General features: G+C 70.0%; 20 protein-coding genes. 11 read left to right on the forward strand and 9 right to left on the reverse strand.

The features are described from left to right. Positions 1-57 precede the first annotated feature (57 nt). From QQY66_RS45500 to rhaI, 3 genes are all read right to left on the reverse strand, one after another. Positions 58-1,506, reverse strand: coding sequence for a rhamnulokinase family protein (locus QQY66_RS45500; protein WP_301986342.1), 1,449 nt, complete (start codon positions 1,504-1,506; stop codon positions 58-60). Further along, entirely contained in the window at positions 1,503-3,542 is a 2,040-nt protein-coding gene (locus tag QQY66_RS45505; RefSeq protein WP_301986343.1) for a bifunctional aldolase/short-chain dehydrogenase, read from the reverse strand. Before QQY66_RS45505 ends, QQY66_RS45500 begins: the two co-directional genes overlap by 4 nt. Before the next feature lie 114 nt (positions 3,543-3,656). Then, the gene (gene rhaI, locus QQY66_RS45510; RefSeq protein ID WP_301986344.1) at positions 3,657-4,817 is read right to left on the reverse strand and encodes an L-rhamnose isomerase; all 1,161 of its coding nucleotides are present in this window, start codon (positions 4,815-4,817) and stop codon (positions 3,657-3,659) included. A 287-nt stretch (positions 4,818-5,104) separates the two neighbouring features. Between rhaI and QQY66_RS45515 the strand changes: the two genes are divergently transcribed. The 7 genes from QQY66_RS45515 to QQY66_RS45545 all read left to right on the forward strand — a co-directional run bounded on the left by QQY66_RS45515 (position 5,105) and on the right by QQY66_RS45545 (position 12,718). Beyond that, positions 5,105-6,622 (forward strand): sugar ABC transporter ATP-binding protein, encoded by a 1,518-nt coding sequence (locus QQY66_RS45515; protein WP_301986345.1) that lies wholly within the window; start codon positions 5,105-5,107, stop codon positions 6,620-6,622. Further along, the gene (locus QQY66_RS45520; protein WP_301986346.1) at positions 6,619-7,656 is read left to right on the forward strand and encodes an ABC transporter permease; all 1,038 of its coding nucleotides are present in this window, start codon (positions 6,619-6,621) and stop codon (positions 7,654-7,656) included. The genes QQY66_RS45515 and QQY66_RS45520 overlap by 4 nt, the downstream gene beginning before the upstream one ends. Beyond that, positions 7,649-8,641: an ABC transporter permease gene (locus QQY66_RS45525; RefSeq protein WP_301986347.1), complete on the forward strand. Its 993-nt coding sequence runs from the start codon at positions 7,649-7,651 to the stop codon at positions 8,639-8,641. The genes QQY66_RS45520 and QQY66_RS45525 overlap by 8 nt, the downstream gene beginning before the upstream one ends. Positions 8,642-8,738: 97 nt before the next feature. Then, positions 8,739-9,821, forward strand: coding sequence for a rhamnose ABC transporter substrate-binding protein (gene rhaS / locus QQY66_RS45530; RefSeq protein ID WP_301986349.1), 1,083 nt, complete (start codon positions 8,739-8,741; stop codon positions 9,819-9,821). Between the two features lie 17 nt (positions 9,822-9,838). Beyond that, positions 9,839-10,159 carry an L-rhamnose mutarotase gene (locus QQY66_RS45535; RefSeq protein WP_235472834.1) on the forward strand — a complete coding sequence of 107 codons (321 nt, stop codon included), beginning with the start codon at positions 9,839-9,841 and terminating at the stop codon, positions 10,157-10,159. 15 nt (positions 10,160-10,174) lie between these two features. Then, a complete protein-coding gene (locus tag QQY66_RS45540; RefSeq protein WP_301986351.1) occupies positions 10,175-11,599 on the forward strand; it encodes a BNR repeat-containing protein in 1,425 nt (474 codons plus the stop codon). Between the two features lie 90 nt (positions 11,600-11,689). Then, on the forward strand, positions 11,690-12,718 hold the full coding sequence (locus tag QQY66_RS45545) for a LacI family DNA-binding transcriptional regulator (protein ID WP_301986352.1): 1,029 nt from the start codon (positions 11,690-11,692) through the stop codon (positions 12,716-12,718). A gap of 164 nt (positions 12,719-12,882) precedes the next feature. Here the strand turns inward: QQY66_RS45545 and QQY66_RS45550 are convergent, their stop codons facing one another. Next, positions 12,883-13,083, reverse strand: a complete 201-nt coding sequence (locus tag QQY66_RS45550) for a DUF5999 family protein (RefSeq protein WP_301986353.1) — start codon at positions 13,081-13,083, stop codon at positions 12,883-12,885. Positions 13,084-13,232: 149 nt separating this feature from the next. Here QQY66_RS45550 and QQY66_RS45555 point away from each other — a divergent pair, with 149 nt between their 5' ends. Continuing rightward, on the forward strand, positions 13,233-14,063 hold the full coding sequence (locus QQY66_RS45555; RefSeq protein WP_301986354.1) for a pentapeptide repeat-containing protein: 831 nt from the start codon (positions 13,233-13,235) through the stop codon (positions 14,061-14,063). On the opposite strand, the gene QQY66_RS45560 is transcribed toward QQY66_RS45555, so the two are convergent. Next, entirely contained in the window at positions 14,025-15,521 is a 1,497-nt protein-coding gene (locus tag QQY66_RS45560; protein ID WP_301986355.1) for a cytochrome P450, read from the reverse strand. The two genes, QQY66_RS45555 and QQY66_RS45560, sit on opposite strands and share 39 nt — an antisense overlap. Before the next feature lie 108 nt (positions 15,522-15,629). Here QQY66_RS45560 and QQY66_RS45565 point away from each other — a divergent pair, with 108 nt between their 5' ends. Continuing rightward, positions 15,630-16,238, forward strand: coding sequence for a TetR/AcrR family transcriptional regulator (locus QQY66_RS45565; RefSeq protein ID WP_301986356.1), 609 nt, complete (start codon positions 15,630-15,632; stop codon positions 16,236-16,238). A 94-nt stretch (positions 16,239-16,332) separates the two neighbouring features. Beyond that, positions 16,333-17,058 (forward strand): DUF2470 domain-containing protein, encoded by a 726-nt coding sequence (locus QQY66_RS45570; protein ID WP_301986357.1) that lies wholly within the window; start codon positions 16,333-16,335, stop codon positions 17,056-17,058. Here QQY66_RS45570 and QQY66_RS45575 read toward each other — a convergent pair. The 3 genes from QQY66_RS45575 to QQY66_RS45585 form a co-directional block, all read right to left on the reverse strand. After that, positions 17,026-18,216 (reverse strand): lactonase family protein, encoded by a 1,191-nt coding sequence (locus QQY66_RS45575; RefSeq protein WP_301986358.1) that lies wholly within the window; start codon positions 18,214-18,216, stop codon positions 17,026-17,028. The genes QQY66_RS45570 and QQY66_RS45575 overlap by 33 nt on opposite strands. A gap of 98 nt (positions 18,217-18,314) precedes the next feature. After that, complete coding sequence (locus QQY66_RS45580) at positions 18,315-19,355, reverse strand: hypothetical protein (protein ID WP_301986359.1); 1,041 nt, start codon at positions 19,353-19,355, stop codon at positions 18,315-18,317. Between the two features lie 145 nt (positions 19,356-19,500). Next, positions 19,501-20,757, reverse strand: a complete 1,257-nt coding sequence (locus QQY66_RS45585; RefSeq protein WP_301986360.1) for an FUSC family protein — start codon at positions 20,755-20,757, stop codon at positions 19,501-19,503. 136 nt (positions 20,758-20,893) lie between these two features. Here QQY66_RS45585 and QQY66_RS45590 point away from each other — a divergent pair, with 136 nt between their 5' ends. After that, the gene (locus QQY66_RS45590) at positions 20,894-22,261 is read left to right on the forward strand and encodes an erythromycin esterase family protein (protein ID WP_301986361.1); all 1,368 of its coding nucleotides are present in this window, start codon (positions 20,894-20,896) and stop codon (positions 22,259-22,261) included. Here the strand turns inward: QQY66_RS45590 and QQY66_RS45595 are convergent. Then, a complete protein-coding gene (locus QQY66_RS45595) occupies positions 22,258-22,752 on the reverse strand; it encodes an FBP domain-containing protein (RefSeq protein WP_301986362.1) in 495 nt (164 codons plus the stop codon). The two genes, QQY66_RS45590 and QQY66_RS45595, sit on opposite strands and share 4 nt — an antisense overlap. Positions 22,753-22,838 lie beyond the last annotated feature (86 nt).

Here is a 22,838-nt window from a genome sequence, read left to right on the forward strand (position 1 = left end):
GTTGATCATCGGATGAGTGCAGCGTAGTCCGGCAACAGGACGTGGGGGAGTCCCCGGTCACCGCCGGGTGAGCCGGGCCTCCGCCTCGCGCCAGCGCGCGATGTCGCCGCGCGGCTCGTACCGGGTCAGCGGCTGCGTTCGGGTGAGCAGGCGCCGCATTCCCGCGAGGTCGCCGACGAGCCCGTGGGCCCGCGCCTGGACCAGGACGTTCCCGAGGGCGGCGGCCTCCGTCGGGCCCGCCACGACCGGCAGTCCGCAGGCGTCGGCGGTGAGCTGGCACAGCAGCGCGTTTCGGGTGCCGCCACCCACGATGTGCACGACGTCGACCGGGTGCTCGGCCAGCCGCTGCGCCTCCTCGACCGCCCGGCGATGGGCGAGCGCGAGGGAGTCGAGGATGCAACGCGTGATCTCGGCGGGCGACTCGGGCACCGGCTGCCCCGAGACCCGGCAGGCCTCGGCGATCCGCTCCGGCATCCGCCCCGGCGCGAGGAACGCCGAGTCGCCCGCGTCCACGACCGACCGCAGCGCCGGCGCCTTGGCCGCGTCGAGCAGCAGACCGCCCAACTCCGGCTCACCCCAGGCCCGTACGCACTCCTGAAGCAGCCACAGCCCCATGATGTTGCGCAGATACCGGACCGTGCCGTCCAGCCCCAGCTCATTGGTGAAGTTGGCGGCGCGGCTCGCCTCGCTCAGCACGGGCACATCCAGCTCCAGGCCCGCCAGGGACCAGGTGCCGGTGCAGATGTACGCGAACCGTTCACCCTCGGCCGGTACGGCCGCCACCGCCGACGCCGTGTCGTGCGAGCCGACCGTGGTCACCGGCACCGGCCCGGCCAGCCCGGTCTCCTCCAGCACCTCGGGCCGCAGCACGCCCGCCGGATCCCCGGGCTGCCTGAGCGGCGCGAACAGGCCGAGGTCGATCCCGAGCCGGGCGGCGACGTCGAACGACCAGTCGCGCGTCCGGGGATCGATCAGCTGGGTCGTGGAGGCGTTGGTCAGCTCGGTGCCCTGCTCGCCGGTGAGCCAGTAGGCGAGCAGATCCGGGACGAGCAACAGGCGCTTGGCGTACGCCAGTTGCTGGGTGGAACGGGCGGCGACCAGCTGGTACAGCGTGTTGAAAGGCGCGTACTGCAGTCCGGTCGCCGCATACAGCTCGGGGGCGGGCACCGTCGCCCACACCTTCTCCGCGATGCCCTCGGTCCGCGCGTCCCGGTAGTGCACGGGGTTCCCGAGCAGCGCCCCGTCGGCGTCCAGCAGCCCGTAGTCCACGGCCCAGCTGTCGATGCCGACGGAGTCGACCTGCCCGGACGCCCTGAGTCCGTCCAGCACTCCGGCATACAGCCCGAGCACGTCCCACCGCAGTCCCTCCGGCACCCGCACCGGCCGGTTCACGAACCGGTGCGCCTCCGTCAGCTCCAGCGAGTCGGGCCCGACCCGGCCGACCATGACGCGCCCGCTGGACGCGCCGAGGTCGACCGCGGCGTACGACTTCACAGCCGTACTCATCGCAGGAACGCGGCCGCGACGCCGGCGTCGACCGGGACATGCAGCCCGGTGGTGTGCGTCAACTCCCCACCGGTCAGCGCGAACACGGCGTTCGCGACATGCTCGGGCAGCACCTCGCGCTTGAGGATGGTCCGCTGCGCATAGAACTCGCCCAGCTTCGCCTCCTCGACGCCGTACACGGCCGCCCGCTGCGCACCCCAGCCACCGGCGAAGATCCCGGACCCGCGCACCACGCCATCCGGATTGATCCCGTTGACCCGGATACCGTACTCACCCAACTCGGCGGCCAGCAGCCGCACTTGATGCGCCTGATCGGCCTTGGTGGCGGAGTACGCGATGTTGTTCGGCCCGGCGAAGACGGCGTTCTTGGAGACGATGTAGACGACGTCGCCGCCCAGCCCCTGCGCGATCATCACCCGCGCCGCCTCCCGCGAGACGAGGAACGACCCCCGGGCCATGATGTCGTGCTGCAGGTCCCAGTCCTTCGCCGAAGTCTCAAGGAGCGGCTTGGAGATCGAGATACCGGCGTTGTTGACCACCAGATCGACCCCGCCGAAGGCGAGCACGGCTGCCTTGAAGGCGTCGGCGATCTGCTCCTCGGACGTCACGTCGACCGTCACGGCGACGGCCTTGTCGGGACCACCGAGCTCCTCGGCGACGGCAGCTGCGTTCTCGGCGTTGAGATCGGCGACGACGACACACGCCCCCTCGGCCACCAGCCGCCCGGCGATCGCCTTCCCGATCCCGCTGCCCGCACCGGTCACCAGCGCGACCCGAGTCGCCAGCGCCTTGGGCTTCGGCATCCGCTGAAGCTTGGCCTCCTCAAGAGCCCAGTACTCGATACGGAACTTCTCGGACTCCTCGATCGGCGCATACGTCGACACGGCCTCGGCCCCACGCATCACATTGATGGCGTTGACATAGAACTCGCCGGCCACCCGCGCGGTCTGCTTGTCCTTGCCGAAACTGAACATGCCGACCCCGGGAATCAGCACGATCGCCGGGTCGGCACCGCGCATCGCGGGGGAGTCGGGCAGGGCGTGCCGCTGGTAGTAGGCGGCGTACTCCTCGCGATAAGAGGCGTGCAGCTCCTTCAGCCGTGCGATCGCCTCGTCCAGCGGCGCGGTCGGCGGCAGGTCGAGCACCAGCGGCCGTACCTTTGTGCGCAGGAAGTGATCGGGGCACGACGTACCGAGCGCGGCGAGCCGAGGATGCTCGGCGGAGGCGAGGAAGTCGAGGACGACCTCGGAGTCGTTGAAGTGGCCCACCTGGGGGCGGTCCTGGGACGCGAGGGCACGCACATGAGGCGCCAGCGTGGCCGCCCGCTCCCGCCGCTCGGTGGCGCTGAGGGCGGCGTACCCCTCGATCACCGGCCCGAAGGGCTCCGGCTTCCCCCGCTCGGCGAGGAACGCCTCGGCGGTACGAATGATGTGCAGCGAGTTCCGCTCACATTCCTCGGAGGTGTCACCCCAGGCGGTGATCCCGTGCCCGCCGAGAATGCACCCGACAGCCTGCGGATTGGCCTTCTTCACGGCCGCGATGTCCAGCCCGAGCTGAAACCCGGGCCGCCGCCACGGCACCCACACCACGCTGTCCCCGAAACACTCGGCGGTCAGCTTCTCCCCGTCGACGGCACAGGCGAGAGCGATACCGGAGTCCGGATGCAGATGATCCACATGCGCGGCCTCGACCAGCCCGTGCATCGCCGTGTCGATCGACGGAGCCGCCCCGCCCTTGCCATGCAGGCAGTAGTCGAACGCGGCCACCATCTCGTCCTCGCGCTCGACCCCCGGGTAGACATCGACGAGCGCCCGCATCCGGTCCAGCCGCAACACGGCCAGCCCGGTTTCCTTGAGAGTCCCGAGGTCACCCCCGGACCCCTTGACCCACATCAGCTCCACATCACCACCGGTGACGGGATCGGTGTCGGTCCCCTTGGCGGAGGTGTTCCCGCCGGCGTAGTTGGTGTTACGAGGATCAGCGCCGAGCCGATTCGACCGGGCGAGGAGATCAGCGGCTTCGGGGTGCGGTGCCATGAACTTCCAGTCCTTACTTGAGAGAGGGCGAGTGCAATTACCTAGGGGCGCGGGGAACTGCGCGACCAGCCACAACCGGCCCGCACCCCGCGAAGAACCGAGCTCGGCAGACGCTCACGCGCCCCAACCGGCCTGCTCCCCACCAACTCGCTCAGCGACAATCTTCTCGGCCCACCCGGACCGGCGATACGCAGCAATCGGGTCCCCGTCCAGCCCCATCTCCTCGCGAACCTCCACGAGCAACGGCCGCACATCCGTGTTGTACGCATCCATCAGGACGGCATTCGCCTCAAGGACATCACCCGACGCCTGTGCGGCAGCCAACGCCGACCGATCCACCAGCAAAGCCTTGGCGGTAGCCTCCTGCACATTCATCACCGACCGAATGATCGCCGGAATCTTCGCCTCGATGTTGTGACACTGATCGAGCATGAAGGCGACGTCGGACGTGAACCCACCCCCACGCACCACCTCGTACATGATCCGGAACAACTGGAACGGATCAGCGGCCCCCACCATCAGATCGTCGTCCGCATAGAAGCGCGAGTTGAAGTCGAACCCCCCGAGCTTCCCCTCCCGCAGCAGCGTCGCCACGATGAACTCGATGTTGGTACCCGGCGCATGATGACCGGTGTCGACCACCACCTGAGCCTTCGGCCCCAACTTGAGGCAGTGCGCATACGCCGTACCCCAGTCCGGCACATCCGTCGTATAGAAGGCAGGCTCGAAGAACTTGTACTCCAGCAGCATCCGCTGCCCCTCACCGAGCCGCCCGTACACCTCCGCAAGCCCCTCGGCCAGCCGGTCCTGCCGCGCACGGATGTCGTCCTGCCCGGGATAGTTCGTACCGTCCGCGAACCACAGCTTCAGATCGGCGGAGCCCGTCGCATCCATGATGTCGACGCACTCCAGCAAGTGATCGACAGCCTTGCGCCGCACCACCGCCTCCGGATGGCAGATGCTGCCGAGCTTGTAGTCGTCGTCCTGGAAGGTATTGGAGTTGATCGCGCCCAGCGTCACGCCGCGCTCTTCGGCGTACTTCGCCAGCGCCGCGTAGTCGTCGACCTTGTCCCACGGAATGTGCAGGGCAACGGTCGGCGCGACACCGGTGAACGCGTGCACCTGAGCCGCGTCGTCCAGCTTCTCCCGCGGCGTCCGTGGAACGCCTCGCTGCGCGAACACCTTGAACCGCGTACCCGAGTTCCCGTACGCCCACGACGGCGTCTCGACGGCCTGGGTCTTCAGGGCGGCCTTCACCGCGGCGAGTTCGGTCACTTCAGGACTCCTGTGGCATCGGGTCGTAACTACTGCTGCAACGACGGCTTCAATGGCTGCTGCATGAAACGATTCAGAACGGGAAGCTATGGCGCCTCCGAAGGGGTGTCAACCCCTCTGGCCAACCCCGATTCCCGTGACTGGTCCGTGACCTTCGGCTATCGAAATTTTTTCGACACAGACCCATTGACGTGACATGGCTCCCATGTCTAACGTCCCGGCAACCCAGTTGAAACCTTTCACGACGCGGTGAGGCCCGTCCCGCCGGTGTCGTCGAGGAGCCCCCAATGACCCACCCGTCCGACACGGGTCCGGCCCCAGTGCTGGCACTGAAGGACGTTTCCAAGTCCTTCGGCGCCGTGCGCGCTCTGCGGGACGTCTCCCTGGAGTTGTTCCCCGGCGAGGTGCACGCACTCGCCGGTGAGAACGGCGCCGGCAAGTCGACCCTCATCAAGACGCTCGCCGGGGTGCACCGGCCGGACGCCGGCCAGGTGCTGCTCGACGGTGAGCCCGTCGTCTTCCACGGCCCCGGCGACGCCCGCGACGCCGGTATCGCCGTGATCTACCAGGAGCCCACGCTCTTCCCCGACCTGTCGATCGCCGAGAACATCTTCATGGGCCGCCGTCCGCGGCGCACCCTCGGCCGGATCGACCACAAGGCCACGCACGCCGCCACCATCGCGCTGATGCAACGCCTCGGCGTCGAACTCGACCCCGACCGCCCTGCCCGTGGCCTGTCCATCGCGGACCAGCAGATCGTCGAGATCGCCAAGGCGCTCTCCTTCGACGCCCGCGTCCTGATCATGGACGAGCCGACCGCCGCCCTCACCGGCAGCGAGGTGGCGCGTCTCTTCGGCGTCGTACGCACCCTGCGCGAACAGGGTGCCGCGGTGCTGTTCATCTCGCACCGGCTGGAGGAGATCTTCCAGATCTGCCAGACGGTGACCACGCTGCGCGACGGTGCCTGGATCGCCAGCGAGCCGCTGGACGGCATGACCGAGGACGACCTCGTCCGGCGGATGGTCGGCCGCGACCTCGACGAGCTGTACCCGAAGCAGGACGTCCGGCCCGGTGAGGTCGCTCTGAGCGTCCGGCGGCTGACCCGTGAGGGCGTCTTCACGGACGTCTCCTTCGAGGTCCGCACCGGCGAGATCGTCGGCCTCGCGGGGCTCGTCGGCGCCGGTCGTACGGAGGTCGCCCGCGCGGTCTTCGGCATCGACCGCTGGGACGCCGGCGAGGTCGAGGTGCAGGGGCGGAAGCTGACCAACGGAGCCCCCTCCACCGCCATGGCCGCCGGGCTGGCCCTCGTCCCCGAGGACCGGCGCGCTCAGGGCCTGGTGATGGACATGTCCATCGAGCGGAACATCGGCCTCACCGGACTCCGTACGACCGTCAAGGCGGGCCTCATGGACCGCGGGGCCGAGCGCAGCCGCTCCCTCGACTGGGCCGTCAAGCTCCAGGTCAAGTACGCCCGGATCGCCGACACCGTGAACACCCTCTCGGGCGGCAACCAGCAGAAAGTCGTCCTCGCCAAGTGGCTGGCCACCGGCCCCAAGGTGCTGATCGTCGACGAGCCCACCCGCGGCATCGACGTCGGTACGAAGGCCGAGGTCCACCGGCTGCTCAGCGAGCTGGCCGCCGACGGCGTGGCCGTCCTGATGATCTCCTCCGACCTGCCCGAGATCCTCGGCATGGCCGACCGCGTGCTGGTGATGCACGAGGGCCGGCTCACCGCCGAGATCCCGCGCTCCGACGCCACCGAGGAAACCGTGATGGCCGCAGCCACGGGGAGGGCCGCCGCATGACGGTGACCACCGACCCGGCTCCCGTGACCGAGGTGCCCAAGTCGAGCGGCACCCGGCTGGTCGACCGCGTCTTCAAGATGCGGGAACTGGCCATCCTGGTCGTGTTCCTGGTGATGATCGTCATCACCCAGCTGGGCAACAGCGAGTTCCTGAGCGAGCAGGGCATCAAGGACCTGCTGCTCAACGCGACCATCCTGGTGCTGGTCGCCACCGGTCAGTCCCTGGTCGTCATCACCCGCAACGTCGACCTGTCGGTCGGCTCGACGCTCGGCATCAGCGCCTTCGCGGCCGGTACGTACCTCCAGGGCGGTGGCAACTCCGTCGTGGCGATCCTCCTCGCTGTCCTGCTCGGCATCGGCTTCGGCCTGCTGAACGGGCTGCTCGTCAGCCTCGGCCAGGTGCCCGCGCTCGTCGTCACGCTCGGCACGCTCTACATCATCCGGGGCATCGACTCGATCTGGGTCGGCTCCCGCCAGATCACGGCGGCCGACCTTCCGGACGGCTTCGTCGACTTCGGCTCCGGCGGCATCTGGGCGGTGCCCTGGCTGGCGCTGATCGCGCTGGCGGTCCTGGTGGCGACGGCGTACTACCTCAAGCACTACGGCAGCGGACGCGAGCTGTACGCGCTCGGCTCCAACCCCGAGGCCGCCCGGCTCGCCGGCATCCCGGTCCGCAAGCGGATCCTCGCCGCGTACACCTTCTGCGGCGCCCTCGCCGGGCTCGCGGGGGCGATGTACCTGGCCCGGTTCGGCAACGTCGACTCCGGCACGGGTAATGGCTACGAACTCACCGTCGTCAGCGCGGTGGTGGTCGGCGGTGTCGTGTTCACCGGTGGCTCCGGCAGCGTGTACGGCGCCGCGCTCGGCGCGCTGCTGCTGACCTCCATCAACAGCGTGCTGCCCGCCCTCGGTGTCAGCTCCGTCTGGGTGCTCGCCATCAACGGCATCCTGCTCATCCTCGCCATCGCGGTCGACCGGGTCGTCGCGCTGCGCGTGGCCTCGGCCCTGAAGAAGAGGAACGCCCGCCATGCCTGAGTCCTTGACGCGCGCGAGCCGCTGGTCCGCCTCGTTGAGGTGGGACGCAGCCGTCGGCGCACTCTTGATCGTCGTGCTGCTGCTCTCCTTCGGCACGGTCGACGGATTCGGAAACGCTCTCAACCTGTCGTTCCTGATCGGCAACACCCTTCCGATCGCCTTGATCGCCCTGCCGATGACCCTCCTGGTCGTTTCGGGCGAGATCGATCTCTCGGTCGCCTCCACCGCCGGTCTCTCGGGCGCCGTCATGGGCGCACTGTGGAACGAGGGCATGACGATCGAAACGATCATCCCGATCTGCCTGCTGCTCGGCGTGGTGTGCGGCCTCATCAACGGTCTGCTCGTCACCCGGCTCGGGTTGCCCTCCCTCGCCGTCACCATCGGCACCCTCGCCGCCTACCGGGGTATCGCACAGATCGTGCTCGGCTCCGACGCGGTGACCGACTTCCCCACCCAGTACCTGGACTTCGCGTCCGGACGCATCGGCGACACGTTCATCCCGTATGCCTTCCTGCCCTTCCTGGTGCTCCTCGCGATCGGCGTGATCGTTCTGCACGCCACCCCGTTCGGCCGGTCGGTCTTCGCGACCGGCGCGAGCGAGGAGGCGGCGCGGTTTGCGGGTGTCCGGGTCAAGCGGCAGAAGCTGATCCTGTTCACGGTGACGGGGCTTATGGCTTCGCTGACCGGGATCTTCTGGGCACTGCATTACGCCAGCGCCCGCTTTGACAACGCGATGGGGCTCGAACTGTCCGTCGTCGCCGCCGTGTTGCTCGGTGGGATCGACTTCGACGGGGGCAAGGGCACGTTGGGTGGTGCGATTGCGGGTGTGTTCCTGCTGGGTGCGCTGCAGAACGTGATGAGTCTTCAGGACGTTTCCGCGCAGTCGCAGATCGTTGTCACCGGTGTGTTGCTGGTGCTGTCCGTGTTGGGGCCGCGAGTGGCACGCCAGATTTCTGTCGCTCGGGCGCAGAGGCTCACGTCGTAGGGCCGTCTTATGGCTGCGGGTCCGTTGTGGCTGGTCGCGCAGTTCCCCGCGCCCCTTTGGGGCGCTCCCGCTCACCCTCTTTCAAAAGGAAACCGTCATGCGTAAGTCATCCCTCCGCCGTACCTGTGCGGTCCTCGCCGGCGCCACCTCGCTCGCTCTCGCCCTCACCGCCTGCGGCGGTACCACCAAGAAGGACGTCGCCAACGAGGATGCCTCCGCTGCCACCGCCGGTAAGGCCGACCCGAATGCCGAGCTGAAGAAGGGGCTGACCGTCGGGTTCCTGCCCAAGCAGGTCAACAACCCGTACTTCACCTCGGCCGACAAGGGTGGCGAGGCGGCGCTCAAGGAGCTGGGGTCCAGCTACAAGGAGGTCGGTCCGAGCAGCGCGACGGACACCGCCGGGCAGGTGAGTTACGTCAACACGCTCACCCAGCAGCAGGTCGACGCGATGGCCGTCTCCGCGCAGGACCCGGGCGCGCTGTGCACCGCGCTCAAGCAGGCCATGAAGAACGACATCAAGGTCGTGACGTACGACTCCGACACCAAGGCGGACTGCCGTAACGCCTTCGTCTCGCAGGCGTCGGCCGAGGACCTGGGCCGCACCGAGGTGCAGCTGCTCGCCGAACAGATCGGCTACAAGGGCGAGATCGCGATCCTGTCCGCTGCGCAGACCGCGACCAACCAGAACACCTGGATCGAGTTCATGAAGGACGAGCTCAAGGATCCCAAGTACAAGGACATGAAGCTGGTGAAGGTCGCGTACGGCAACGACGACGCGCAGGCGTCCTTCCAGCAGACCCAGGGCCTGCTCCAGGAGTACCCGAACCTGAAGGGGATCATCTCCCCGACCACCGTCGGCATCAAGGCGGCGGCCCAGTACCTGTCGGGCTCCAAGTACAAGGGCAAGGTCAAGCTGACCGGCCTCGGCACCCCGAACGACATGCGCAAGTACGTCAAGAACGGCACCGTCGACGCGTTCGAGCTGTGGGACCCGGCGAAGCTGGGCGAGCTGGCCGCCCGCACCTCCGTCGCGCTGGTGTCCGGGCAGATCACCGGCAAGGAGGGCGAGACGTTCAAGGCCGGGGACATGGGTGAGTTCACCATCGGCAAGGACGGTGTGATCAGCCTCGGCAAGCCGACCGTGTTCGACGCCAAGAACATCGACCAGTACAACTTCTGATCCCTCGGGGGCTGTTGATGCAGCGTGTGTGCTTTCTGCTGAAGGTCCGGGCGGACCGCCTCGACGAGTACCGCGAGCGGCACGCCGCCGTATGGCCCGAGATGCTCGACGCACTCTCGGCCACCGGCTGGCACAACTACTCGCTCTTCCTGCGTGAAGACGGCCTGCTGGTCGGCTACTTGGAGACCGAGGACTTCGCCGCCGCCCAGGCCGGCATGGAGGCCGCCGAGGTCAACGCCCGTTGGCAAGCGGAGATGGCGCCGTTCTTCGAGTCCCTGGACGGCGCCCGACCCGACGAAGCGATGAAACCCCTCACCGAAGTCTTCCACCTAGCCTGAGCCGGAGTCGCTGATATGAGAAGACGTGCTTTGCTCGGTACGGCCCTGCTGGCCTCCGTCGCCGGACCCGGCCTCGGCGCCGGCATCGCGAGGGCCGCCGACCCCGGCCCCTCCGTCACCCGGACCGGCATCACCACCCTCGACACCCAGGCCATCTTCTTCGTCTCCTACGACGGCCTGGTCAACAACAACTCCTTCCAGAAGAACGGCCTGCTGACCTACAAGGGCTACCAGTACGCCGTCTGGTACACCGCCGACCGCAACGCCGTCGTCGGCCGCCGTGCCCTCGGCGCCACCACCTGGTCCACGGTCAAGGTCGGCCACACGCTGCGCTACAACGACTCCCACAACGTCATCTCGATGGGCGTCTCCAGGACCGACGGCCGACTGCACCTCAACATGGACTCCCACAGCGACGGCTTCACCTACGTCAAGTCGGTCGCCGGGCTCATGGACAACCCGGCCGGTCTCAGCTGGACCGCGAGCCGCTTCGGCGCACCCCAGTCGACGCTGGACGGACTCGCGCTCACCTCGCAGTTCACGTACCCGCAGTTCATGGCCACCCCCGAGGGCCGTCTCCAGCTCAGCTACCGCGTCGGCATCTCCGGCAACGGCCGCAACGCCCTTGCCGAGTACAACGGTTCGACCTGGACCGCGCTGGGGGAGTGGACCAGCTCCACCGGCACCTACACCAGCGAGCACGGCTCCTCGACGGCCCGCAACATGTACCTGCACGGCATCGACTACGACAAGAACGGGCGCCTGCACTCCTTCTTCACCTGGCGCGAGCAGAACAACGCCGTGATGTGCAGCGGCGGCGGCATCACCAACCACGACACCGGCTACGTCTACTCGGACGACCGCGGCCGCACCTGGCGCAACAACGCGGGCACCGTCGTCGGCACGACGGGCGGCTCCGACAAGGTCGCCGTCACTGACAGCGGGCTCGTGGTCGACTCCCTGAACCCCGACCACTCGCTGATGAACCAGGAGAGCCAGTTCACCGACTCCTCCGGTCTGCCGCACGCGATCATCAGCTACGTCCCCGGCCGCTTCGGCCAGTGCACCACCAACTACGTCTCCGACCGCACGGCCAACGGCCGCGCCTTCCACGTCCGCAAGAACTCCTCCGGCACCTGGCAGAAGACCGAGATCCCGGTCGCGCTGGGCTCCAGCCAGCGCACCAGGCTGGTCCTCGACAAGTACGACAACGCGTACGCCGTCTTCCCCTTCGGCCGGATCGCCGGTGCCTCCAAGGCGTCCGGATACACCGACTGGAAGCTGCTGTTCGACGGCAGCGGTCTGAACGCGTTCGGTGAGGTCGTGATCGACGAGATGCGTATCGCGCAGGACAACGTGCTGTCGGTGATGTACCAGGAGAAGTCCAGCGGTACGACGCCCTCGGCGCTCCGAGTCGTCGACTTCCGGCTCCCCGCGTGACCGACGCGCCACCGCAGCACTGATGGGGCGGCATGACGGTAATGTGAAGACCTTCCCGCCGCCCCTCGTTTCCCTGGAGGTCCCTGCCTGATGGCCCAGTCGGTGGGTATCAAGGACGTCGCCCGCGCCGCCGGAGTCTCCGTCGGCACGGTGTCGAACGTGATCAACCGCCCGGAATCCGTCGCCACGGAGACCCGTGCCCGGGTGCTGTCCGCGATCGACCGGCTCGGCTACGTCCGCAGCGAGTCCGCGCGCCAACTGCGCGCGGGCCGCAGCCGGATCATGGGCCTGCTCGTCCTCGACATGGGCAACCCCTTCTTCGTCGACGTCGCGCGCGGCGCCGAGCGGGCCGCGCGGCAGGCGGGGCTCGGCGTGATGGTCTGCAACAGCGCGCAGAGCGCGGGTGAGGAGGCCGACTACCTGTCGCTCTTCGCCGAGCAGCGCGTACGAGGCGTCCTGCTGACGCCCACCGACGCAAGCGGCCGCAACATCGACGCGTTCCGCCGCCACGGAATCCCCTTCGTGCTGGTCGACCGTGTCGCCGAGGGCACCACCGAGTGCTCTGTCTCCGTGGACGACGTCGCGGGCGGCGCGCTGGCCGTACGCCATCTCGTGGACGCCGGGCACCGCTCCATCGCGTACGTCAGCGGGCCGCCCGGCCTCAACCAGGTGCGTGACCGCCGCACGGGCGCGCTCAACGCGCTCACCGAGGCGGGACTCGGCCCCGGCGCCCTGCGCGAACTGCCCACCGAGCGGCTCGACGTCGCCGCCGGCCGGGACGCCGGCGCCCGCCTCCTCGGCCTCGCCGACCGCCCCACCGCCGTGTTCTGCGCCAACGACCTGCTCGCCCTCGGTGTCCTCCAGGCCATGTACGCGGCCGGCGTCGGCGTCCCCGACGACCTCGCGATCGTCGGCTACGACGACATCGAGTTCGCCGCAGCCGCCGCCGTCCCCCTCACTTCGGTCCGCCAGCCCGCCGTCACCATGGGCGCCCTGGCCGCCGAACTGCTCCTGGAGGAGACCGAGGCGGAAAGCACCGGCCCGAGAAGACACGAGCACCGCCGGGTCGTACTCCAGCCGGAACTGGTGGTCCGCCGCTCCAGCCTGGCGGCGCGCTGAGCGGACACCCGCGTCTTTGACCGGGTGCGGGGCTGAGCGGGGCGGGCGAAGTCACCGGCGGTTCGACAGCGCCCCGAAGGGGCGCGGGGAACTGCGCGACCAGCCACGACGGCGCCGCACCGGTCAAACTCTGGCCAGCACCCCCGCTAGCAGCGCCGGAGGCTTCACGCGGCGACGGCCAGCGGGCCGAGGGTGCGGTGCGGGCTCACGACCCGGCCGTCCGGGAGGAGTTCACCGGTGTCGTCGAAGACGATGGTGCCGTTGCACAGCAGGCTCCAGCCCTGTTCGGGGTGGGCCGAGACGATCACGGCGGAGTGGTGGTCCGCGCTGTCGGCGGTGGGGCACTGTGGCTGATGGCTGCACATGGTGTCTCTCCTCGATCCGTTGGGCTCGTGCCGTGCGGCTCGTCATCTCAGTGGTAGCCGAGCTTGTTTTCCGTTGGATGAGAAGACCCCCACACCGCCGGAGACTCATCGGTGAGGTTTCCTTTCGGGGCGGAGATTAGGGTGGAGGCATGGAAGATCGTCCCGGCGACCTCGTCGACCTGCGCGGAGACTGCGCGAACTGCTTCGGTCTGTGCTGTGTCGCGCTGCGCTTCACCGCCTCGGCGGACTTCGCGGTCGACAAGGACGCCGGAACGCCCTGCCGGAACCTTCAGGACGACCACCGCTGCGGCATCCACGCCCGTCTCCGGCAGGAGGGCTTCACCGGCTGCACGGTCTACGACTGTTTCGGCGCCGGGCAGAAGGTCTCCCAGGTCACCTTCGGCGGACAGGACTGGCGCAAGGGCCCGCGTGATCGGGCCCGCCGGATGTTCGACGTGTTCCCGGTCGTCCGCCAGCTGCACGAACTGCTCTGGTACCTGAGCCAAGCTCTCACCCTGCCCGCGGCCCGCCCCGTCCACGCCGATCTGCGCCGGGCCCTGGACAAGACCGAGGAGCTGACCCGCCTGACTCCGCAGGAACTCGGCGCGCTGGACGTCGGCGCCCACCGGCAGGACGTCAACGCCCTGCTGCTGCGGACCAGCGAACTGGTGCGGGCGGGTATGCGCGGTCGCCGGAAGGACCGCCGGGGCGCGGACCTCATGGGCGCCCGTCTCAAGGGCGCCGACCTGCGGGGCGTCAGCCTCCGCGGCGCCTACCTCATCGCGACCGACCTGACCGGCGCCGACCTGCGCGGGGCGGATCTGATCGGTGCCGATCTGCGGGACGCCGATCTCACGGACGCCGACCTGACCGGTGCGTTCTTCCTCACCCAGCCCCAGGTGAACGCGGCCAGGGGCAGCGCGGGCACCAAGCTGCCGGAGTCAGTCGCCCGCCCCGCGCACTGGACAGGGAGCCTCTGACCGAGGAGCCGGCACAGCCTTGCGGCGCGGCTCCAGGTGCAGCCGCAGCCCCTCCGGCATCAGCGTCAGCCGCTCCGTCACCCGCAGCCGGTACGCGGGGTCGGCCAGCAGTTCGTAGCGGCGCAGCAGCAGCCCCAGCACCAGCGTGGCCTCGTGCAGCGCGAACTGGCGGCCGATGCACGCCCGCGCCCCCGTCCCGAACGGCTTGAACGTGTGCGCGGGACGGGACCGTACGGCCGTGGCGTCGAAGCGGTCCGGATCGAACCGCTCGGCGTCGGCGCCCCACACCTCGGGCTCGCGGTGCAGCATCGGCGTGAGCACCAGCGCCCAGGCTCCTCGTCGCATCGGATGCTCTCCGGCCAGCACCGTGTCCTTGCGGGCCTCCCGGGCATAGGCCGGCGCCGTCGGCCACAGCCGCAGCGACTCGTCCAGCACCCGGCGCACGTACCGCAGCTTGGCCACCTGGTCGTAGCCGGGTGTCTCGGCGCCGCCCCAGACGCGGTCCACTTCGGCGCGGGCGCGGGCCGCGACCTCGGGGTGCCGGGAGAGATAGTGCAGGGCGAACGAGAGCGCGCCGGACGTGGTCTCGTGGCCCGCCACCAGGAAGGTGATCACCTGACGGCGGACGTTCTCCGGCGACAGCCGCTCGCCGGTCTCCGGATGGGCCGTCTCCAGCATCCGGTCGAGCAGGTCTCCGTCCCCGGGTCCGGAAGCGCGGCGGGCGCGCACGATGTCGTCGACCGTGCGGTTGAGGAGGTCCATGTCGGCGTCGTTGAGCCGGGAGGCGCGCTTGAGCAGCAGCGGAGCCAGCGGCGGCGGCACGGTGTTGAGCCGCTGGGCGTAGGAGAGCGTGCCGATCATCGCCGTGACGAAGGGGTGCGGCCGGGATCGTTCGAAGGAGCCGAAGTCGTGCCCGAACCCGGTGCGCGCGATCGTCTCCAGGGTCAGCCTCGTCATGTCCCCGGGCACATCCACGGCCCGGCCCGCCGCGAGCTCCCGGTCCCAGTGGTCGGTGAGCCGCCCGGCCACGTCCAGCATCATCGGGTGGTAGCCCGCCATGGCCTCCCGGCTGAAGCCCGGGGCCAGAACGTCGTGCGCCAGCTGCCAGTTGGGCTCGTGGTTGTACGCCGTGAACAGCCCGTCCCCGACGATCGGCCGCAGGTTGGCGATGCCGAGGCCCACGTGCTTGGCGAAGCGTGACTCGTCGGAGAGGTCGGCCGTGAGGCCCGCGCCCCACACGAACACGATCTCGTTGGCGAACGCCTTGCGCCGGAAGATCGGCCCCAACTGCCGGGCGTGGCGCAGGGAGTCCTGCAAGGGCTTGGTCCTGCTGGCGCCGAGCACGTCGCCGAGCAGCGGGAGCCGGCGCGGGGGATGCGGAATGCGGTGCAGCTGAGGCCAGCCCTGCTCGGCGCTGCGGAACCCCTTCGGCACCGCGGCCCTGGTCGTCTCCGCCATGACGCGATCTCCCTTGGTCCAGCGGTGAGTTGAGCGTGTTGTACGCGGGTTCAACAACGCGCTCCAGTCTGGTCCCGTTATTGAATCGACGTCAAGTAAAGTTCGGGCATGACCGCGAACCAGGGCGGGCCGATACGCCGCCGGCTCAGTACCGAGGAGCGCCGCGAGCAACTCCTCGGCGTCGGGGCGCGGTTGTTCTCGGAGAGTCCGTACGACGACGTGTGGATCGAGCAGGTCGCCGAGATCGCCGGAGTCTCGCGCGGACTGCTTTATCACTACTTCCCGACGAAGCGTGACTTCTTCGCGGCGGTCGTGGCGCGGGAGAGCGAGCGGATGCTGCGGATGACCGCGGCGGCGCCGGGAGTCCCGGTGCGCGAGCAACTGGCGGCCAACCTCGACACGTACCTGGCCTATGTCGAGGCCCACGCGCACGGCTTCCGCGCCTTCCACCGGGCCGACGCGGCGGGGGACCAGGTCGTGCGCCGCATTTATCAGCGTGCCCTGGGGGCCCATGAGCAGCAGATCCTGGCAGTGCTGGCCGAGGACCCCGAGTTCGGCCCTGTCGCGCGGGAGCGCCCTGATGTCCAGCTCGCCGTGCGCGGTTGGCTGGCGTTCACGACGGCCGTCTGTCTGGAGTGGCTGCGGGGCTCGGACCTTTCGCGGGAGCAGGTACGCGACCTCTGTGCACGGGCCCTGCTGGGCGTGCTCGGGCCCTGAATTCTGACAACCGCCGCACAGGTTCGCGTGACCTGGTTGGCGTGCGCCCCGATCTTGGGTAAGTTAGGCAAGGCTTACCTAAGGAGGTTTTGGGATGGGTGACAGCCAACCCTGGACGGCCGCGCCTGCCGCGGCGGAGCGGGCCCGTTCGCTGCTCGCCACCGCGTGGTCCTGCGCGGTGACCGCGGACGGCGGCAGGGAGGAGTTCGTCGGCGCGCACTCCGTGGACGACGACGGACGGGTGCTCCTGAGCGTGCCCGAGGACAGCGCGCTGCTCGCGGCGGCGATCTGCGCGCCCCGCGGCGAGCCGTCCGCCGTCCTGGAGTTCGCCGACGTCGCGCCCGTCCCCGTACGCAGCCGGATCCGCGCCCGGCTCTGGCTCGCCGGCTGGTTCGCCCCCGAGGGCGACCTGCTCGCGTTCCACGCCACGCGCGTGGTGCTGCGGCAGCCCACCGGCGCCGTGGTCGTCGACCTCGACGAGTTCGCCGCCGCCGAACCGGACCCGCTGGCCACGGCGGAGTCCCGGCTGCTGACGCACCTCGCCGACTGCCACGCCGACGCCGTCGAGCGGCTCACCCGGCTCGTCGAGCCCGAGAGCCTGCACGGCGCGGTGAAGGTCCAGCCCCTCGCCGTCGACCGGCACGGACTGACGCTGCGCATCGAACGCACCCGCGCCCACGGCGACGTACGACTGGCCTTCCACCGGCCCGCCGACGACGTCGCGCAGCTCACTGAGCGCATGCACATCCTGATCTCGCAGGCCAGCGCCGCCTCCTGCCCCCGCGCCCTACAGCGGCAGCGCACAGACGGCGACGGGTGAGGCGAACGGGTCGCCCGCGAGCCGCAGTTCACCGCTTGCGGCGTCCACGTGGAACACGCTCACCGTGCTCGACCTCTGGTTCGCCGCGAACAGCAGGGTCCCGTCCGGCGCGAGGGCGATCTGCCGGGGGAAGTCACCGGACACCGGCACCGTGCCCAGCAGCCTGAGCCGGGCGCCGTCGGCCTCCACCGCGTAGCGGGCGAGGCTGTTGTGGCCCCGGTTGGCGAGATAGGCGTACGCGCCGTTCGGTGTCACCACGATCTGCGCCGGGTAGCTGGTGCCCTCGCCGGTGCCCGTGGACTGCGGCTCGCCGATCGTCAGGCGACCGGAGGCGCGGTCGTATCCGCACACCGAGACCGTGTCGTCCACCTCGTTGGCCAGGTAGGCGTACCGGCCGCCCGGGTGGAAGGTGAGGTGCCGGGGGCCCGCGCCGGCGCGCGTGTGGGCCTGGGAAACCTCGGTGAGGGTGCCCGCGCGGGTGTCGAGGCGGTAGGTGTAGACGGTGTCCGTGCCGAGGTCGACGGCGAGGACATGGCCGCCGTCGGGACTGGTGACGAACTGGTGGGCGTGCGGGCCCTCTTGACCCGGGCCCGGTGCCGGGCTGTTGTGCGTGACCAGGTCGGTGCGCTCGCCGAGTGCGCCGGAGGCGTCGATGGGGTGCACGGCCACACTGCCGGAAGCGTAGTTGGCGCTGAGCAGCCAGCGCCCGCTCGGATGCACCGACAGATGGCAGGGTGCGCCACCGCCGGTGCTCCGGCTGCCGAGAATGGCGCGGTCGGACAGCCGGACGGCGGTCACGGCACCGTCCTCGCGCTCGTTGACGGCGTACAGCGTGCGGCCGTTCGGATGGAGTGCCAGATACGACGGGTCGCCGACGTCCTCGATGGTTTCCTCGCCGGTGATCCGGCCGCTGGCGGTGTCATACGTCGCCAGGCCGATGCCCTTGCCGCCGCCGTCGACGGAGGTGTAGGTGCCGAGGTACAGGGGGCGGGGGCCGGAGGGCTTGGCGGCCTCGCGGGGTGCGCTCGCGGTCGTCTCGGGAGGTGTCGTGTCCGCGGCGGGCGCCGGGGCCTTGTCACACGCCGGGAGGGTCACCGCGGCGCCCGTTCCCGCGAGCGCGCCGACGAATCCGCGCCTGCTCAAGCCACCACTGCTCATGTCCACACCTCAGGTCGTCGGTCGCCCCGACAGCCACACTGGCGTGGATCACCCTGCGCATGCAAGAACGGCACCATGCGTTGCAGGGACCGCAACGGTCACCAGTCGCCGTCCTCCACCGGCTTGCCCGGCGCGTCCTTGAGAGGCTTCACCTGGCCCGGCGACGGCTCCTGCCAGGGTTCGTGGTCGTCACCGATCCAGTCGCCGACCGGCTTCACCCCTTCCAGGGTGTCGGTGGGAGCGAGGTCCTCCGCGTCCTGGTCGAAGTAGTCGAACCACGGCAGCCCCGCGCTCGTGTAGGCCGCCCGGTCCACGGGGGACGGCGGCGGGGCCTCGCCGGTGATACGGCGCCACTCCGGGGGCGTCACCAGATGGACGTAGACCCGCCCGGCGGGCTCCTCGGACCAGTCCGTCGCCGGCCGGTCGTCCTGGTAGACCTCCTGGCGCATGGAGCCTCCGACGCCCAGCCCCATCGCCGCGGCGGGTCGCGGCCGGCCGGCCGGAGCGGCGCCGGGTGCCGCGGGTGCCGACATCGGCAGCGCGGCGCCGAAGCCCCCGGCCGCCTTCAGGGACCGCACCTCGCGCTCGGCCCTCAGGCGCTGCTCCTCGCGCCACACGGCCAGCGCCCCCTCGTTCAGCGGGAACGACTGCAGCTGTACGCCGCCCCAGACCTCCTCGCCGGTGACCTGGCCCTCGACGGTCGCCCCCATCCCCAGCGGCACGGCCACGAACTGGCGGACCGTGCCCTTCCCGGAGTTGACGCCGTCCAGCCAGGGCTGGCGGGGGAGCACCACGTAGTTCTGGGGCCTCCGGGAGAGCCGGTCGCTCCACGGGCGGCCCGAGACGGCGCACACCTTTCCGACGCCGACCTGCAGGGCGGCCGGTTCGGTGGTGCCCGCGAAGCTCAGCCACATCGCCTCACGCAGATACACCGGCAGCATCACGCCGCCGCGCGAGCGCCACTGCTCGGGCACGGTGTCCGGATAGTCCGCCACACGCCGGACCGGGAACTCGCCGAGCCCCGGCGGCAACGCGTGCGTGCCCGTCTCGGGCAGCCGCAGCGTGCGGATGAACCGCACCGCCACCCCGCGCGGCGGCCGCAGCGTGTTCCCGTCGATCCGCACGGTCGTGTCGCCCATAAGCCCGCTCCTAGGTCCGGTCGTCAAATTACCGCCTGCCCCGCGACGCCTGGCACGCACTCCCCCACTGCCTCAAGGGCGTGGGGGGACCCCCAGCCGCGTTGCCGAACCGCATCCGCCCGGAGGGCGGGCCCCGCGGCGTCCCCTACCGAAAACGCTCGCCCATGCCGGTACGGTTCCGCCACAGCTGCTCCTGGACGCCCAGACGTTCACGCAGCCGGGTCAGACGCGGCATCCGCGCACGCTGCTCCTGGGACACGCGGTCCAGTTCCTCCAGCAGACGACGTGTGCGGTGCTCGGTGTCGAGTTCGTCGAGGATGCGGTTCACCTCGGTCAGAACGGCGCCGAACAGCTGCCAGTGCCGGGTCTCTCGCTCGGCCTCCTCGCGCAGCAGCTGGGCGAGCTTGTCGCGGGTGGCCGCCGCGGTGTGCAGCTCGGCGGCGAGCCGGGCCTCCGCCGACTCGGCGTTGGCGCTGACGCTGGTGGTGACCAGGACGGCGAAGCTGACCACGGCGTCGGCGATCTCGGCCAGCAGCTGTTCCACGGCGGCGCCCGTCGGCGGCGCGAACAGCGGCTCGGGGTCGCGTTCCTTGGCCAGGTCGGTGAAGCTGCGGGCGAGGACGCGCAGGACGACGGTGCAGATCTCCAGCGTGTCCAGGCCGGTGCGCAGCACGACCCGGTGCAACAGGCCCTCACGCACACGCGGATTGAGCCGCAGACTGTCCTCGGCCTGCCGCAGCGCCGCGTCCACTTCGACGATGTCGTGATCGAGCCGGCGCGCCTCGTGCAGCCGCGCGGTGGCCTGCTCGACCGGGGTACGACCGGCCGCCTCCTCACCCATGCTCAGCATCAGCTGCCGCAGCCGGCGGGCCAGCCCCTCGATGGACTCACCCGCCTGGCCGACCCACACCGGCGGCGCCAGCAGCAGATTGAAGCCGAGTCCGACGACCGCGCCGATGAGCGTCTCCACCACCCGCGCCCATGCCGTGTCCCCGACGGTGGTCACGCCGAGGACCAGCATCGCGCTGATCGCGACCTCGGGGACGTACTCGTCGACCCGCACCAGGTGCCCCACGGCCAGCGCGGCGAGGATCAGCAGGGCGAGGCTCCACCAGGTCAGCCCCACCAGCAGGCTGAAGGCGATGGCCACGAGGACACCGGCCACCACGGAGTTCACCCGGCGGATGCCGTTGGTGAGCGTGGCGTAGAGGGTGACCTGGACGACCAGCAGCGCGGTCAGGGGCGCGGTGAGCGGCAGCTGCTCGGGGCTCAGGCGCAGCGCGATGACGTAGGCGATCGTCGCGGCGGCGGCCGACCGCAGCGTCTGGACGACGACGGGGTCCCGGCGCCGCTTCTTCACCAGGCGCTCGAGGGACTCCGTCCGCTCACGCACATCTCGCATCGCTTGGGATCTTCCCTTCCTCAGGCGCATCGAACGTACTGAGGAAAACCCCCGCTGTCGCGCTCCGGATGTCCGCGCCCGAGGACGGTGGACCGCCGGATGGTGCCGGCCGGGCCGGGCGCGAAAGCATTGGATCATGACATGGCATCGGACCGGAACAGTCCTGACCCTGCTCATCACTCTCGGTACGGCGACGGCCGCCGTCCCGGCCACGGCCGCACCGACCAGCACCGTCGTCCAGGCCCTCGACCACGCCGCCCACCCTCCCCCACTCTCGGCTGCGCTCGAGCGGGGGGACCCCCATCGCACCGTCGAACCCGGCGGCAGCACCGGCGATCTGCGCCCCCTCGACCGCATGATCGGCGACGCGCAGGTGGTCGGCGTGGGGGAAGCCACCCATGGCTCGCACGACTTCTTCGCCCTCAAGGACCGCGTCCTCCGCCACCTCGTCGAGGAGAAGGGCTTCCGCACCTTCGCCCTGGAGGCCCCCTGGAGCACCGGCCTGCGTCTCGACGCCTACGTGCTGCACGGCAAGGGCGAACCGCGGCGCATCATGCGCGAGGAGTTCCAGCGCGACTACCTGTGGTGGAACAACACCGACCATCTGCGGCTCGTCGAGTGGATGCGGGCGTACAACGTCCGGCATCCCGGCGATCCCGTCCGCTTCATCGGCGACGACATCGCGTGGACCGGACCCGAGCTGTACGACGCGGTGACGGACCATGTGGCCGCCACCCGTCCGGAGCTCAGCCCCCGCTTCGCCGAGCTCTACCGCGGGCTACGGCCCACCGCGGCGACCAAGGCCTATATCGAGCAGTACATGAGCAAGCCGTACGCGGAACGCCGGGAGATGGCCGAGCGCACCGGCGAGGCGCTGGACCTGCTGCGCGGCCAGGGCCCCGGTGAGGGCCGGGCGGCGTACGACCGGGCCGTCCAGAACGCGACGGTGATCGACCAGACCGCCCGGCAGTACGCCTTCGACTTCGAGGACCCCGCCCAGATCGCCGAGGCCATGCGCTACCGGGACGGGGCGATGGCCGCCAACGTCGTGTGGTGGCAGCGGCACACCGGTACGAAGGTGCTGTTGTCGGCGCATGACGAGCACGTCGGCTATGTGGCGGTCGATCCCGCGTCCAGCCCGAAGATGCAGGGCGCGTTTCTGCGGGAGAGCCTCGGCGCCGGGTATGTGAGCGTCGGCGTGACCTTCGACCGGGGCTCGTTCAACGCCACCGGCCTGGACGAAGAGGCCGTCCGCCGCTGGACGCTGGGGCCGGCGGGCCCCGGCAGCAACGAACGGACCCTTGACCGGGTGCGGCACCGCGACTACGTCGTGGACCTGCGGTCGGTCGGATCGCCGGCCCGCGCGTGGCTGGCGAAGGCCCGGCCGACGCGCACCATCGGCACCGCGTATCCGGACGGCCCGCACGACATCGCGCTGAGCCGCTCGCACGACGTCCTGATCCACCTCCATGAGGTGGAGGCTTCGACGCTGCGGGACGCCTAGACGTGCAGCTTGTCGAGGAACGCGGACAGATTGCCCCTGGTGCGGGCGATCTGTTCGTCCACGGTCAGACTCTCCTCGATACGGATCCCGGACTGCGGGATCTTCTTGCCGCGTACGTAGAGGGAACAGGCGAGGTCGGTGCACATGTACACGCCGACCGAGTTGCCCTCGCGGCCCGCCGTGCCCGCTTTGCGGGCCGTCATCAGGGAGACGCCACCTCCCGGGTGGGTCGTCAGACACAGCGAGCACATGCTGCGGTGCAGGAAGCCGCGCCGCGAGGACGGGAACCGCAGCGTCACACCGACGAGCCGCTCCGCCCGCTCGGTGAGCAGATAGCTGCGATCGGGTGCTCCGGGATCACGCCAGCCGAGGAAGTCGAGGTCGCCCCACGGGCGTTCGTCGAGATCCCGGGGTATGGCCAGCCGCTTGGCCTCGCCCTTCGAGCAGTTGATAAATGAGTTGCGGATGTCCTGCTCGGTGAGTGATCTCATGGGGAGGTCTCCTGGGGCTGAGGATCGGATGTGATTCCTAGGGGCATTAGGTTTGAGCCTAGGGTAGGTAGCCCGGGGGAGGGGGA

Source organism: Streptomyces sp. DG2A-72 (genome assembly GCF_030499575.1).
In the GTDB taxonomy this organism is placed as follows: domain Bacteria; phylum Actinomycetota; class Actinomycetes; order Streptomycetales; family Streptomycetaceae; genus Streptomyces.